The sequence below is a fragment of the Leisingera sp. M658 genome (genome assembly GCF_025144145.1).
Taxonomy (GTDB): domain Bacteria; phylum Pseudomonadota; class Alphaproteobacteria; order Rhodobacterales; family Rhodobacteraceae; genus Leisingera.
Map to the genome: position 1 here is coordinate 1,030,508 of NZ_CP083546.1, position 12,774 is coordinate 1,043,281.

At 57.5% G+C, this 12,774-nt stretch carries 13 protein-coding genes and 3 pseudogenes; 13 read left to right on the top strand and 3 right to left on the bottom strand.

Going from position 1 to position 12,774, the window contains the following annotated elements; translation table 11 throughout:
* Positions 1-520 precede the first annotated feature (520 nt).
* Positions 521-601, top strand: a pseudogene (locus tag K3724_RS23950) (HPP family protein); the annotation flags it as partial.
* Between the two features lie 61 nt (positions 602-662).
* A complete protein-coding gene (locus K3724_RS05190) occupies positions 663-1,124 on the top strand; it encodes an HPP family protein (protein WP_259990712.1) in 462 nt (153 codons plus the stop codon).
* Positions 1,125-1,392: 268 nt separating this feature from the next.
* Here the strand turns inward: K3724_RS05190 and K3724_RS05195 are convergent, their stop codons facing one another.
* Positions 1,393-1,629: a hypothetical protein gene (locus K3724_RS05195; RefSeq protein ID WP_259992562.1), complete on the bottom strand. Its 237-nt coding sequence runs from the start codon at positions 1,627-1,629 to the stop codon at positions 1,393-1,395.
* A gap of 150 nt (positions 1,630-1,779) precedes the next feature.
* Between K3724_RS05195 and K3724_RS05200 the strand changes: the two genes are divergently transcribed.
* Positions 1,780-2,514 (top strand): Crp/Fnr family transcriptional regulator, encoded by a 735-nt coding sequence (locus tag K3724_RS05200; protein ID WP_259990713.1) that lies wholly within the window; start codon positions 1,780-1,782, stop codon positions 2,512-2,514.
* A 57-nt stretch (positions 2,515-2,571) separates the two neighbouring features.
* Here the strand turns inward: K3724_RS05200 and K3724_RS05205 are convergent, their stop codons facing one another.
* Positions 2,572-2,760 (bottom strand): hypothetical protein, encoded by a 189-nt coding sequence (locus tag K3724_RS05205; RefSeq protein WP_259990714.1) that lies wholly within the window; start codon positions 2,758-2,760, stop codon positions 2,572-2,574.
* A gap of 526 nt (positions 2,761-3,286) precedes the next feature.
* Here K3724_RS05205 and K3724_RS05210 point away from each other — a divergent pair.
* From K3724_RS05210 to K3724_RS05235, 6 genes are all read left to right on the top strand, one after another.
* Positions 3,287-3,553, top strand: coding sequence for a hypothetical protein (locus K3724_RS05210; protein ID WP_259990715.1), 267 nt, complete (start codon positions 3,287-3,289; stop codon positions 3,551-3,553).
* Positions 3,554-3,598: 45 nt separating this feature from the next.
* Positions 3,599-3,952 (top strand): hypothetical protein, encoded by a 354-nt coding sequence (locus K3724_RS05215; protein WP_259990716.1) that lies wholly within the window; start codon positions 3,599-3,601, stop codon positions 3,950-3,952.
* Positions 3,942-4,697 (top strand): hypothetical protein, encoded by a 756-nt coding sequence (locus K3724_RS05220; protein ID WP_259990718.1) that lies wholly within the window; start codon positions 3,942-3,944, stop codon positions 4,695-4,697. Before K3724_RS05215 ends, K3724_RS05220 begins: the two co-directional genes overlap by 11 nt.
* Positions 4,698-4,788: 91 nt before the next feature.
* Positions 4,789-5,979 carry a DUF1611 domain-containing protein gene (locus K3724_RS05225; protein WP_259990720.1) on the top strand — a complete coding sequence of 397 codons (1,191 nt, stop codon included), beginning with the start codon at positions 4,789-4,791 and terminating at the stop codon, positions 5,977-5,979.
* Positions 5,976-7,097: an alanine/ornithine racemase family PLP-dependent enzyme gene (locus K3724_RS05230; RefSeq protein ID WP_259990722.1), complete on the top strand. Its 1,122-nt coding sequence runs from the start codon at positions 5,976-5,978 to the stop codon at positions 7,095-7,097. Before K3724_RS05225 ends, K3724_RS05230 begins: the two co-directional genes overlap by 4 nt.
* A gap of 378 nt (positions 7,098-7,475) precedes the next feature.
* Positions 7,476-7,886, top strand: coding sequence for a hypothetical protein (locus tag K3724_RS05235; RefSeq protein ID WP_259990724.1), 411 nt, complete (start codon positions 7,476-7,478; stop codon positions 7,884-7,886).
* A 431-nt stretch (positions 7,887-8,317) separates the two neighbouring features.
* On the opposite strand, the gene K3724_RS05240 is transcribed toward K3724_RS05235, so the two are convergent.
* Positions 8,318-9,703 carry a transposase gene (locus K3724_RS05240; RefSeq protein WP_259992563.1) on the bottom strand — a complete coding sequence of 462 codons (1,386 nt, stop codon included), beginning with the start codon at positions 9,701-9,703 and terminating at the stop codon, positions 8,318-8,320.
* A 44-nt stretch (positions 9,704-9,747) separates the two neighbouring features.
* Between K3724_RS05240 and K3724_RS05245 the strand changes: the two genes are divergently transcribed.
* The 4 genes and pseudogenes from K3724_RS05245 to K3724_RS05260 all read left to right on the top strand — a co-directional run.
* Complete coding sequence (locus tag K3724_RS05245; protein ID WP_259990726.1) at positions 9,748-10,017, top strand: hypothetical protein; 270 nt, start codon at positions 9,748-9,750, stop codon at positions 10,015-10,017.
* A 51-nt stretch (positions 10,018-10,068) separates the two neighbouring features.
* On the top strand, positions 10,069-10,668 hold the full coding sequence (locus tag K3724_RS05250; RefSeq protein WP_311200205.1) for a site-specific integrase: 600 nt from the start codon (positions 10,069-10,071) through the stop codon (positions 10,666-10,668).
* A 109-nt stretch (positions 10,669-10,777) separates the two neighbouring features.
* Positions 10,778-11,981 (top strand): annotated as a pseudogene (locus K3724_RS05255) (IS3 family transposase).
* Positions 11,944-12,520: pseudogene (locus tag K3724_RS05260) on the top strand (IS5 family transposase); the annotation flags it as partial. The pseudogenes K3724_RS05255 and K3724_RS05260, both read left to right, overlap by 38 nt.
* Between the last annotated feature and the right edge of the window lie 254 nt (positions 12,521-12,774).

The following is a 12,774-nucleotide window of genomic DNA, read 5'->3' on the forward strand; positions in this document are numbered from 1 at the left end:
TCCGCCGTGAACCGGCCAGGGAACCCAAACTAGGCAAGGGCAGTGACCAGGGGCTAGGCAGGACGCTAATTGCAGGGAGTGGCTGAAATTTGCGACGCCGTCCCCGTTTGGCCTGCCAACTGCAAGACACACCCGGTTAGTGAGCAGGAAAACAAGGACGAAACGCGGCTTACTATGTCTTCTTTCTGCCTGAGGTTCTGGGTAACCGTGGCTTCCTGCAATGGCGTAAGGGATGCTGCAAGGCTGGAAGAACATTTGTGTGCCGAACCATGAGCCACCGAAGAGTTGCCGGGCGATAAAACGTTTTCATAGCGCCTGTTTTGTGCGCAGTTTACCGGCGGGTGGTTCATTTCCGGGCAGGCGGAGCCATGCAGCTGAAGTCAAATCTCTTGCGCCATCTCTCACCGGTACTGCCGCCAGCACAGATACGGAAAACCCTCGCGTGGCGACGGGTGCCGCCACCGGGATTTGTGTTTGCGCGTTGTTCGCGCTTGTCTGGCCGGAAATCGCAGGGGTTCCAATGCGCCTGCTCGCCGCCTTGGGCGCCTCCGCGGTTTTAATCTACACCGTCCAAAATTCCCCGCTGGCGCAGCCCTGGTCGGCAATCTGCGGCAATGTTGTTTCCGCCGCGGCAACGGTTGCAGTCTTGCAAAACCGTGCCCATGCCCAGGCAACCGGCATTGGCTGTGGCCGCAGCGATCTTCGCAATGATGATCGCGCGGGCCCTGCATCCTCCGGACGGGGCAAATCCCTTGGTGGCGGGACTGGAACCGGAGCCGGTCCTTGATGCAGGTTTTGCCTTTGCGATCGTACCAGTTGACCTTCTGATGGCCGCTTTAGTCCTGACGGGTGTTCTGATTAACTGGGTCACAGGCCGGATGTACCCGTTTGGCCAATCCTTAGAGACGCCTGTGCAGCCGCAAGAGGTCCGCGTGGGTCTCAGCAATGACGAGCTGGAGGAGTTGCTGGAGCGCTTCCATCAATCTGCCAACATCGGCGTGGCAGATCTGGGGCGGTTGCTTGCCGGTACCGAAGGATGGCCGCCTGGCAGGTATTCTCACGCGTACCGACATCATTGGTCTGCTTCTGCGAGGGGCGCAAAACAGATTGGCCGCGTAAGTTAGAAGTCGGTTAGGGGCACTGGAGACGCCCAGGCTGCACCTTCGGTGCCGGGCAGTTTTTACCGCTCAACTTCAGTTAGTGCTGGGCGCAACTAAAGGCGACTCGCCCCGGACCAGCTACTCGTGCTGTTTGCGGAAAATTGGCGGGTCGAACCCAAAGCGCCGAATGCAGCGCCTGGCCCGAGCGGCAGGGCTGCGCAGGAAGCGGGCTTTGCAAAGCATTGATCGCTTCCCGATTTCAACCCTTCGCGCCGCTTGCCGGGAACCGCGATCACGGCCGCCGGACAGAGTTTCCGTTGGCGATGATCTGATTGATCAGAGCGGCTGCTGCCTTGTGAGCTGCGACTTCTGCATCCGTACCGGCAGCGTTTTCATGTGAGGCTGCAGCGTCACGGAGGATACCGGTGATTTCATGCTCCGGCATCACTTGGAGGTCATTCATGGCAAGCAGCAGCGCCTCGCAAATTGATAGGGCGGCCATTCCAGCCTTGTCGGAATACTCAGGCATCCTGCATTTTCCTTTCTTGCATTGCATATCAAGCCAATGTGGCAGACTGGTGATCAAGGGCATCTTTGCAGAAAACGGAGTATGCTGGACTGATCGAGAGCAGCCCTGTCCTGGGGACGTTCCGAAATGCTGCGTCTGTCCGGGGGGGCCATGAACGCCATCAAAAATAGCCCGTTTACCAGAAAGCTATCAGCTTTTGCCGTATTGTCAGAAGGTGAGCTTGCCGTGCTGGAGCGTTTGCACCAGCGCCGCAGAACGTTTGCTGCCGGGAGCGATCTTGTGCATCAGGGGCAGCCGGAACAAGCTGCCTATATTCTGTCCTCCGGCTGGGCTTGCTCCTATAAAATCCAGCAGGAGGGATCGCGCCAGATCGTTGACTTCCAGATACCGGGTGATTTCCTGGGATTGCGCAGCGTTCTTCTGCGCACCTCTGACCATAGCATTGAACCTATCGTGGAGATCGAAGCTGCTGAAGTTTTGGCAGAAGACCTTCTTGGGGCATTTGCCGATACCCCAAGGCTGGCGGCAGCCATACTGTGGGCCGCGTCCCGGGACGAAGCAATGGTGGTGGAGCATCTTGTGGGGCTTGGGCGCCGTGATGCGGATGCCCGAATGGCGCATTTCCTGCTGGAACTTGGTGCGAGGCTGGCTCTCGTCGGGATGGGAAGCAAGGCGGGCTACGCCTGCCCGTTAACGCAATACCATCTGGCCGACGCGCTGGGACTGACCGCAGTCCATGTGAATCGTGTGCTGCGCCAACTGCGGGAACGAGACCTGGTCACTTTCCGCGACGGTTATGTGAAGTTCGGCAGTTTTGACCGCCTGGTGACACTGGCGGATTTCGATCCGGCGTATCTGGATCAGGCTGGACCGCTTCTGAAATGAAGCGGCCGCCCTCGGGTGAAACCTGGGCGGCCGGAAAATCGGTCCGGAATAGGAAGGTTACACGAGGGCTAGTTTTGCCGCATCAAGCTCCTTGTACATTTCAGCATCGTTTTCCTCGCTCTGCGCCAGCTCGGCCAGCCGGTAATGCTTCCAGGCAGTATCTTTCTGCGGCCCGGCAGGAGCCCTTTCGCAGGCAGCTCTCACAGAGGCCAGCTTTATGGACAGCTCTCTTGTTTCAGGTGTCATTCGATTGTCCTTTCCTTGGCGCCCGCGGAAAAAGAAGCGCGAACTGCACGCAGAGCCAAATTAGGCCGGCACATCCTCGGCGCTTCTTGGCACTCGTAATACCCCCGCTGGCAAATGCATGGCCAGTCCGAGATGCTTAGCTGGATCCCAATCAGTGCGCACTGACCTAGGTTAGCTAGCGGCGCTGCGTTGCGGAGGCTTGTCAGGGATCAGGCTTTCTCCGTCAGCGAAAGACGCGGCCGATTGGGGCCAGGCACCAGATCATCCTATGGCTTCAGAGAGCCCTATACCCGGGCACAGAGCAGCGGCTGTAAAGCACCCGCCTCTCCGGTTGATCAAAACCACACCTGGAACCGCCCAAGCTGGAAAACCGTCAGGCGCTAACATCGATCAGCACGTGACCATTCCTTTCAGCTTAAAGTCTCGATGACACTCAGCGCTGCCGTGATCTCGCGCAACAGGTTACGAGGCGCCCCGCGGCAGCAGCTGCAAGCAGCCGCCATACAGGACATCAATGAGAAACAGGATGAACACACGGTCGTCCAGACTGATGGTGACGTTTTCCCATCCGTTTGCCTTAGCTGGCTACGCTGACGAACTTCCTTCGGGTGGGTACGAAGTTATCGTGGAAGAGGAGCTTATTCAGGGGCTCAGCTTCGAAGCTTACCGAACCACAGCAACCTACCTGCTGGTCCATGGCAGGGGCGGCCGCGCGGGGCGGACCGAACTGCGCCTGATCACTCAGAAGGATTTGGAAACGGCGCTGAACCGCGACAGCGGATTCCACACATAATTGCAATCATAGCGAGGCGGCGCTTTCTCCGCAGGAGGACTAGAAATGACTTATCCCGAATGGCTGAGACCCGGCGTTTACGGTGCCTTGATTGGCGCGGTTTCTATTACTATTGCCGGTTTTTCCTGGGGCGGCTGGGTGACAGGAGGTCATGCAGAGGCAATGGCGAGCACCAGATCCCATGACGAACTGATTGCAGCCTTGGTGCCAGTGTGCGTCAACATGGCCAAAACAGACACCGACCGGATCGCCAAGCTGGCGTCAATCCAGGAAACGATGTCCTTCAAACGCCGGGACGCGGTTATTGCAACGGGCTGGGCAACAGTTCCGGGCGCTGAAACGCCAAACCGTGATCTGGCGCAGGCTTGTCTGGCCGGGCTGGAATTAGATGCATCGTAATCTTCTTCCACCAATACCGCTTCTTCGCGCCAACGCGGAGAACTTCAGCCGGGTGATGGAATTAAGACGTTTTCTGCACTCAATGATCAAACGCCTTGTTGTGGTGTTCGGTCTGCTGGCAGCCTTTATTCAACCTGCATTTTCAGAGACGGTTGCTCTTCCAGTGCCAGAGAATGCACATAAAAGCAGTTACGGTGATGGCTGGGAATGCAACCGGTCTTACCGGGTGGTCGGCAGCGCCTGCATAGCCGTCGTTGTTCCGCAAAATGCCTACCCCACACACAGAAGCTATGGTCCCGGGTGGGAATGCTCACACGGGTTCATTGAGGCCGAAGGGGCGTCCTGTGCTAAAGTGTTTGTGCCCGAAGGCGGGTATCTTGCCCCCTCAGGAACTCGGTGGAACTGCCTGCGCGGTTATAGAAAGATCGACGATTTCTGCCAGAAAATAGTTCTGCCGCCTGACGCCTATCTGACCAACAGCACACACGGGCCAAGCTGGCTTTGCGACCGCGGTTTCGAAGCTAAAGGCGGCGCCTGCGCAGTTATCGAAGTTCCAGAACACGCCTTCCTGAATGCGTCGGCTTATGGCCGGCAGTGGAAATGCGAGCGCGGCTACGCAGTGTCTGGTGACCACTGTATCCTGATTGAACTGCCGGAAAATGCACATCTTGCCAGGACGGGTAACCGTTGGGAGTGCAACAAGAATTTTCAGCAGAAGAAAGGCCGCTGTGTTCTGAACAACTAGGCGCCGCACCTCCGGCTGCCGGCTTGGCAGCATCAATTCCTGCATCAAGAGCACCAATGCCCTGAACGCGGGCCTCTCAGAAGGAAATTCCATGGAAACCGCAGTCAACGCGGGAAGGCCGGTATGGCAAAATGCCAGCGGTCCGCAACTACGATTATCTGAACGCTCTCAGAAACCTGGCGGTTCCCCCGCCGCTCGCCCCCCCACCGCAATCGTGTATTGCGAAGGGAATTTCGCACGTGTCGACGGCAAGACAGCAAACGGGCTTGTCCGGCACTCACAAGCCTATCGCATACTCTCGGTGGTCGACAGTGATCACGCAGGAGGTGACAGCGGGCAGATCCTTGACGGCGCCCCGAACCACATTCCAGTCTTTGGCGATCTTGAAACGGCAGTTACTCACGAGGCCGTCATTCCTGACACGCTGATCTATGGGATGGCTCCGTCAGACGGAAAACTTTCGGCAGATGACCGCCGTGTTGTGCTGGATGCAGTTTCTTTAGGGATGAACATTGTCAGCGGGCTGCATGAATACCTCAGTGACGATCCGGAGATCGCCCTGGCAGCCAAATCGCGCAGTGTTTCCCTTCGCGATATCCGCAAACCGCGGAGCAGCAAGGACATGCGTCTGTTTGACGGCAGTGTCGCGAATGTGAGGGCAATCCGTATTGCTGTGCTGGGAACCGATTGTGCGATTGGTAAGCGGACGACGGCAACGCTTCTCGCCCGCGAACTGAATGCGCAAGGGATCAAGACTGTCCTGGTGGGCACCGGTCAGACCGGCCTAATGCAGGGTGCCAAATACGGCGTGGCAATGGACGCGGTGCCGCCGCAATTCTGCTGCGGGGAACTTGAAGGGGCCATTGTCGCGGCATCTGAAGGTGAACAGCCTTATGTCATTCTGATCGAAGGCCAGGGCGCACTCAGCCATCCGGCATTCTGCACGTCTGCATTCATTCTGCGCGGCAGCCAGCCGGACGCGGTGATCCTTCAGCACGCACCCATGCGGGCGCACCGTTGCGACTTTCCAAACATGGCAATGCCTGATCCCGGTGACGAGATCGCTTTGATAGAAGCCTTCGCGACCACAAAGGTGATCGGCGTCACACTCAATCACGAGGGGATGACGGACGCCGGACTCACTGCCGCGATCAAGGAACATGCCGGTACCTTGGGCCTTCCTGTCAGCGATGCCCTCAGCCGTCCCGCGGCGCATCTTGCCGAAATTGTCCTGTCCGCATACCCCCGGTTGCGGCTGATGCCTGTTGCGGCAGCGTTATGACCGCACCGCGTATCAAAATTGACCTGCACAAAATCCGCGACAACACGCGATGTCTTGTTGAGCGTCTGAAACCGCTCGGAATTACCGTCACAGGGGTCACAAAAGGCGTGTGCGGTCACCCTGGCATTGCAAGGGCGATGCTGGACGGCGGCGCGATCGGATTGGCAGATGCGCGGCTTGCAAATGTAAGACGCATGCGTAAAGCAGGGCTGACCTGTCCGATCCTGATGATCCGGACCCCAATGCTGAGCCAGGCCGGGCAAATCGTCGAAACTTGTGAAGCAAGCTGTAATACAGAGACCAGCGTTATTGCAAAGCTTGCCGCTGCGGCCCTGCGCAGAGGCATTCGTCACGAGATAATTCTGATGGTGGAAATGGGGGATGGGCGGGAAGGCATCATGCCTGAGGATTTGACGGATGCTGCCCTTCACGTCACCAGGACGCCGGGTGTGCTTCTCAAAGGTATTGGCGCAAATTTCGCCTGTCTGGCTGGTGCAGCCCCCACCTCCGGGATGTTGGCGGCACTCTCAACCCTTGCTGATGACATTGAGCAGATGTGCGGCCCCTTCGCCGAAGTGGTTTCCGGGGGCAGTTCCGCAAACCTGCCATGGGCATTCGATGGCGGGGCGGCAGGGCGGATCAACAATTTGCGCATAGGCGAGGCCATCCTGCTGGGCACTGACCCTGTTTCGGGGCATCCGATCAGCGGGCTTCATACAGATGCTTTCACGCTGCTGGCTGAGGTGATCGAGACGAAAATCAAATCAAAGCCGGTACCGCTGAAATTATCCGACCCGGCCCTCTCGGCGCTGAGCCTGGTGCCAGGCAATCATTGGACAACCCGCTCGATCCTGGCCCTCGGACTGCAAGATACCGACCCTGCAGGGCTGACCTTTCCAGCAGCTGTTACCTTTGCCGGTGCGACCAGCGATCACATTGTGGTTGAGACGACCAATTGCCCCCTTCGCATCGGCGGCGAGATGTCGTTGCAAATGAGCTACAGCGCCCTTGTGCGCGCCATGGCAGCCTCCGGTGTTTCGAAGGTTCTACACAGAAACAGAACATTGACAGAAGGTGCCGCCGGTAGCCGCAATGACCGGCTTCCTGAGTTTTTTTGATCCTGGCGTTTCCTTAACAGCATTGCTCCAAACCGCGATCAGAGGCCTCCTTCTGCGGCGCTCCGTAGTAAATGGTGCAGTGAATGCCTATATTGATGACAATTGCGCATTTTTCCGTGCCTCGCCGCTGGCATGAAAATGGCTCCGGCCGTCAGGCGATCGCAACATCTCTCTCAAAGACCGGATGGCTCATGTGGCGGCCTTGCCGGAACCAAAGCCATCTGCAGCTTTGAAAGCTGTGGCGGACTTCGGGCGTCTTTCAAAACCCCGGAAACGCCCAATCCTGCCGCTTGGAGGTCAGGGAAACATTCAAGCGGCGGAGACATACACGCTATGGGCCGCGCAAATACAGCTTAGCAGCAGAGGAGAGATAAATTAATGGATCAGCTCAGCAGCAGGACCGTCGCAGTATTTTCCCGATCCTTCACCTTGCCGGGTTTTGATGAGGCACTCCCCGCTGGTGAATATGATATTGAAACCGAATTATCCGCGCCTCCTGACCACCTGGATCCTCAAGCCTGGAAGGCTTCGGTTCTGGTGCATCTGCATCCCCGGAAATCACATCCTGGTCTGGCGAGGAGCCTGACCGTTTCATTGGCGGATCTCGACAGTGCCCGGGCCAAAGACAAGCTTTCTGGAAAAGAACTGTCGACGTTCCTCTTCGAGGAAATGCTAGCCGATCCGATGGTGCGCCTTGTTATGCAATCCGACGGTGTCTCCGAAGCTCAGATCCGGCACCTTTACTCTGGTTTGGGAATATCAGAGCCGGATGGCGAACGGCATGACTAGCAGTTTGAGTACAGACGGCAAAAGGAGCGGCTCTTAATGATGGAGGCAGGCCAATCATGACCAATACCGGCCAAAATGAAGTATTCGTGGCTCCGGCCCGCGAAGACGTGCCGCGGGAGCGCCAGTGCCTTCGCTGCAACACCGCGTTCTGGAGTGAAGGGTTCGGTGAGCGGATCTGCCGACGCTGCAAAGCGTCGAATGCATGGCGCAACGCCGTTCCAGTAAAGTCCGGTTCACCTCGCCGTTACTGAATGTTCCAGTTAATGACAACTTTCTTGTGCTTGCTTCGGGCTTTGTGAGAAAAGGTGAAGGTCTGCTTCGACGATTTCGGGGCGACTATTAGGCGTCTGTTCCGTCCCGATTCTGTTGAAAAACAACGTGTTGCTGGCGCAGAAAGTAGCGTCTGAAACAGAGTGCGGGCGCCTTTCTGATCACGCTTTGCGGGTTTGCTGCGGTGCAGGAAAGATCTTGGCCAGTTTGCGGAGGTTTTGAGCGGTTGCGGCGAGTAGGAATTCGTCATTTTCGCCGCATGGGCCACGTAATCGGAGCCGTCCGAGGCCAAGGATGCGTTTGAGATGGGCGAAGAGCATCTCGATCTTCTTTCGCAGCTTCATCGAGATTCCGTATTGTTTGGTCTTTGCAATATCGCGTGCAATCTGACGGGCGTCTTCGTGTTCTTCCCGGGTGATGGAACGGAAGTCCATGCTGGGGCAACAACGGGCCTTTGATGGGCATGATTGGCAGGTGAGCTTGAGCGCCCGGTATTTTGCGACACCTTTGCCGGTTGGTCCCCTGTTTGGATCGGAGTAGTTACGGCGGAACTGCTTCAGTTCCTGACCTTCGGGGCAGATGTATTGATTGTTCTCAGCATCCCATTCGAAGTCAGCCCGTGTCCAGGTTCCATCTGTCCGGCCAGCCCTGTCGATAACTGGAATATGTGGCGCGATTTTGCGACCCACCAGCCAGCCCAACATCGGGCCGGAGCCGTATGCCGTGTCCGCAATGATCCGTTCCGGGTGCTGGCCAAACCCGCCTTTGACCCGATCCAGCATCGTGCGGACAGCACCCGCTTCTGCCTTTCTGATCGACCGGGTCGCTTCGACGTCCACGATGATGCTGTGATCTGTGCCGATGAGATAGTTGGTGGAATAGGCAAAGAACGCAGGGCCTTTGCGGGCTGCTGTCCATTGGCTGGACGGGCCGGAATGGGACGTGAACTTTGGTTCGGCCTTTGTTGCTGCGCCAAAAGCCGCGTCGTCCAGTGCGCCGAGATACTCGCGCACGGCACGGGGTGCGTCGTCGGGGGTGATGGTGCCGTGATCCCAATCTTCCTTGGGTGTCGAGTTTTGTTTGTTCGCGTCCGCTTCAATCAAACTGGCATCCGCTGCAAAGCGCTGGCCGCTGACCAGTCCTTCGGCGATGCTACACGCCGCCGTCGCTTCCAACAAGCGGCGTAACAGATTGCTTTCTCGGAACCTACCGTGCCTGTTCTTAGAGAAGGTGGAATGATCCGGCACAGCATCCGTCAGATCGCGGCGGCAAAACCAGTGATACGCCAGGTTCAGATGCACCTCTTCACACAAACGCCGTTCAGGCCGAATGCCCAAACAATAGCCAACCAATAGCATTCGGGTCAGCAACTCCGGATCAATCGGAGGGCGGCCTGTATGGCTGTAGAAATCAGCCAGATACTGACGGATGTCGCTCAGATCGACGATGCGGTCAATGGACCGCAATAGGTGATCTTGAGGGACATGACCCTCAATGGAGAACTCGTAGAATAGCGCACCTTGCGCTTCCTGCCTCGGTCCCAACATGATCAATCCCTCCGCTCGATACGGGAATTGAAGCAGCAGTTCATGTGTCAATCAAGAAAGAGCTTTTCAACGAAACAGGCTGCCTGGCGTCATTGCAATTTTTCGCTGCGCGCGCTCGCAGCGCAAATTTTTCTGCATCTGCGCAGATTCTCGTGCTGCGGCGCGGCGGCGATTCCGGCCATTCGCGCATCGCGCAGCATTTTTGGATGTGGGAATTTGCAGGTCGCCGGACAAGGATGAAGCCGCTGCCGCGGCAATGTTACTTGTGGCTGGTGTTCCGCTTTGCGTTTGGCCGAGTGCATTTTGCGAACTGACGAACCTGTCTGTCGATTGGGATCTTCTCAATCTGATGACAGGAGGGTCCCATGGCGGACGCCAAGACCACGCATTTGCGTGAACGAATGATCGAAGATATGCGGATCAAAGGGCTGGGCGAGAACTCACAGAAGTCCCATATCCGGGCGGTTCGATACCTTGCCGAGTTCAAAGGCCGATCACCGGATACTGCGAGCGCCGAAGATCTGCGTGCTTACCAGCTTCACATGTTGAACACGAACGTCACCCCGTCGACCTATAAGGCGCGGCTGGTCGGGCTGCGGTTCTTTTTCGAAACGACGTGCCAGCGACCGGACATGAAGCAATGCCTGCGTTTCCATACCGAGCCGCGGAAGCTGCCGGTTGTGTTCAGCGTCGAAGAAGTGTTCGAATTGCTGAGAGTTGCGCCCGGCCCAGGGCTGAAGTACCGCGCGGCGCTGAGCATTTCCTATGGCACCGGGCTCCGTGCGTCCGAGGTTTGCAATCTCAAAGTCACTGACATCGACAGCGATCGGATGCTGATCAATGTCGGGAATGGCAAAGGCGGGAAGACGAACGGCGCAAACGGCACGTTGCTTGCAACCTGCCCGTCACGTTTGACGCTGATCAAGATTGTGCCCGGGTGGCTGAGGAACTCTTTAGCAAGTTGAGCGGTTTCTTCGCCTTCTGTTTCTCCAAACGCCAGTCTGTGGACTTCCAAGTCTGGTCTTCCCCCACTGAAGTGGTCCTCCGCTATGTTTAGGAAAACGGCGGAATACCATGGCCAACAAACGGCCAAAGCCCGAGGAGATTGTCACGAAGTTACGGCAAGTTGAGGTTCTGACTGGGCAAGGTATGCCGCGTCTGGATGCGATCCGTCAGATTGGTGTGACTGAACAGACGTCTTATCGCTGGAAGATCGAAGCATCGCAGCGCCATTGGTTCAAGCGTGATGCTGAGGGTACGGTGGAATGGGCACGGACCAGCTGAAAGAACTGAAGCGTCTTCAGAAGGAAAATGAACGGCTGAGAAAGGCGGTGTCTGACTTGACGCTGGACAAGTTGATTTTGGCGGAAGCTGCGAAGGGAAACTTCTAAGCCCCGCTCGCCGCCGCGCTTGCATTGATCGCGTTCGTGCTGAACTGCACATCCCGGAGCGCCGGGCATGCCGGGTTCTGAGACAGCATCGATCCACGCAGCGCAAAGTGCCAGTAGGCCGCGCTGATGAAGAACGATTGGCTGCCGGCATGATCGAGCAGGCGGGACAATACGGTCGATATGGCTATCGTCGGATTGCGGCTTTGCTGAGGGACGCTGGCTGGCATGTGAATGACAAGCGGGTCGAAAGGCTGTGGCGGCGAGAGGGGCTGAAAGTACCAATGAAACAGCCGAAAAAGGGACGGCTCTGGCTGAACGATGGATCGTGTGCGCGTCTTCGGCCACAACGGCGCAGCCATGTCTGGTCATATGACTTCGTGCATTGCCGCACTGACGATGGAAAAGCCTTCCGGACACTGAACATCATCGACGCGTACAGTCGGGAGTGTCTTGCCATCCGTGTGGATCGCAAGCTGAACTCAGGCACCGTCATCAATGTCCTGAGCGGCCTGTTCATTCTGCGCGGGGTGCCGTCGTTCATTCGTTCAGACAACAGTCCGGAGTTTGTTGCTCAGGCCGTCCAGAACTGGATCAAGGCTGTTGGCGCGAAGACCGCATACATCGAACCAGGGTCTCCATGGGAGAACGGATATTGCGAGAGCTTCAACGCACGGTTCAGGGACGAGTTCTTGAACGGCGAAATCTTCTACAGCCTGCGCGAGGCGCAAATCCTCATCGAAGAATGGAGGAAACACGACAACACCAAACGCCCACATAGTGCTCTGGGCTATCGCCCACCGGCGCCAATCGCTGCCCGGCAGTTGATTACAGAGCAATCAATGAGAGGGGCGCAAAGTGCATCTTGCGATGGATGCTGCCACGTCTGACATCCGTGCTGTCCCTTGTCCGGCAGGCGATTTGCAAAGCAAATTTGAGGAGAGGGAATTCACCCCCAGCCGCGACGGCCCCTCTCGTGGTTATGCTGCGCAAACCACTGCCGGGCAGTGGACAGCCCGGTCCTGCCGGAACTGCTCGATCAGAGTCCGAAGGACGAAGAGATCGGCAGCGTGACTGCAGACGGGGCCTATGACACGCGCCGTTGCCACTCCGCCATCATCAAGCGTGGGCCGTCCCGATTATCCCTATCCGCAAGAATGGCCAGCCGTGGAAAGAAAACTGCCCGGCGGCACAGGTCAGAAACGAAACCTTGCGCGCCACCCGGCACTACGGCCGGGCCTTCCGGAAACGCTGGACGGGATACCACGCCCGGAGCCGGGTCGAGGCAAAGATGCGCTGCTTGAAGGCATTCGGCGAGCGCATAGCCGCAAGAGACCCCGACCGCCAAACCGCTGAAATCCACATCCGCATCGCACTCATCAACCGCTTCAACGCACTCGGTACCGCCGAGATCGTCCGCGTCGCCTAAGTTCAGAGGGGAAAGGGGGAGCCAGGCCTCAAGAGGGAGTTCTGCAACATGTATAACCGCCCCTTGCGCAAGAGGTAACTTCAGAGTTGATCTTGGCGCGTCACCGGGTGCTGACATGTACCCGGCCTCGTATGCGGCGTCACACATGCCGCAGGGCCCGTATGGTGTTCGCGGATCAGACCCCAAATCAAAGCCGCGTGCTCATGGGCACTCTGTTGCACACTGGTTTTCCCGATCCCGTCTCACGACTATTG

Bases quoted from the DNA above. Each gene is read 5' to 3' on its own strand.
- K3724_RS05190 (WP_259990712.1), top strand. From the start codon at position 663: ATGCCCAGGCAACCGGCATTGGCTGTGGCCGCAGCGATCTTCGCAATG.
- K3724_RS05195 (WP_259992562.1), bottom strand. From the start codon at position 1,629: ATGCCTGAGTATTCCGACAAGGCTGGAATGGCCGCCCTATCAATTTGC.
- K3724_RS05200 (WP_259990713.1), top strand. From the start codon at position 1,780: ATGAACGCCATCAAAAATAGCCCGTTTACCAGAAAGCTATCAGCTTTT.
- K3724_RS05205 (WP_259990714.1), bottom strand. From the start codon at position 2,760: ATGACACCTGAAACAAGAGAGCTGTCCATAAAGCTGGCCTCTGTGAGA.
- K3724_RS05210 (WP_259990715.1), top strand. From the start codon at position 3,287: ATGAACACACGGTCGTCCAGACTGATGGTGACGTTTTCCCATCCGTTT.
- K3724_RS05215 (WP_259990716.1), top strand. From the start codon at position 3,599: ATGACTTATCCCGAATGGCTGAGACCCGGCGTTTACGGTGCCTTGATT.
- K3724_RS05220 (WP_259990718.1), top strand. From the start codon at position 3,942: ATGCATCGTAATCTTCTTCCACCAATACCGCTTCTTCGCGCCAACGCG.
- K3724_RS05225 (WP_259990720.1), top strand. From the start codon at position 4,789: ATGGAAACCGCAGTCAACGCGGGAAGGCCGGTATGGCAAAATGCCAGC.
- K3724_RS05230 (WP_259990722.1), top strand. From the start codon at position 5,976: ATGACCGCACCGCGTATCAAAATTGACCTGCACAAAATCCGCGACAAC.
- K3724_RS05235 (WP_259990724.1), top strand. From the start codon at position 7,476: ATGGATCAGCTCAGCAGCAGGACCGTCGCAGTATTTTCCCGATCCTTC.
- K3724_RS05240 (WP_259992563.1), bottom strand. From the start codon at position 9,703: ATGTTGGGACCGAGGCAGGAAGCGCAAGGTGCGCTATTCTACGAGTTC.
- K3724_RS05250 (WP_311200205.1), top strand. From the start codon at position 10,069: ATGGCGGACGCCAAGACCACGCATTTGCGTGAACGAATGATCGAAGAT.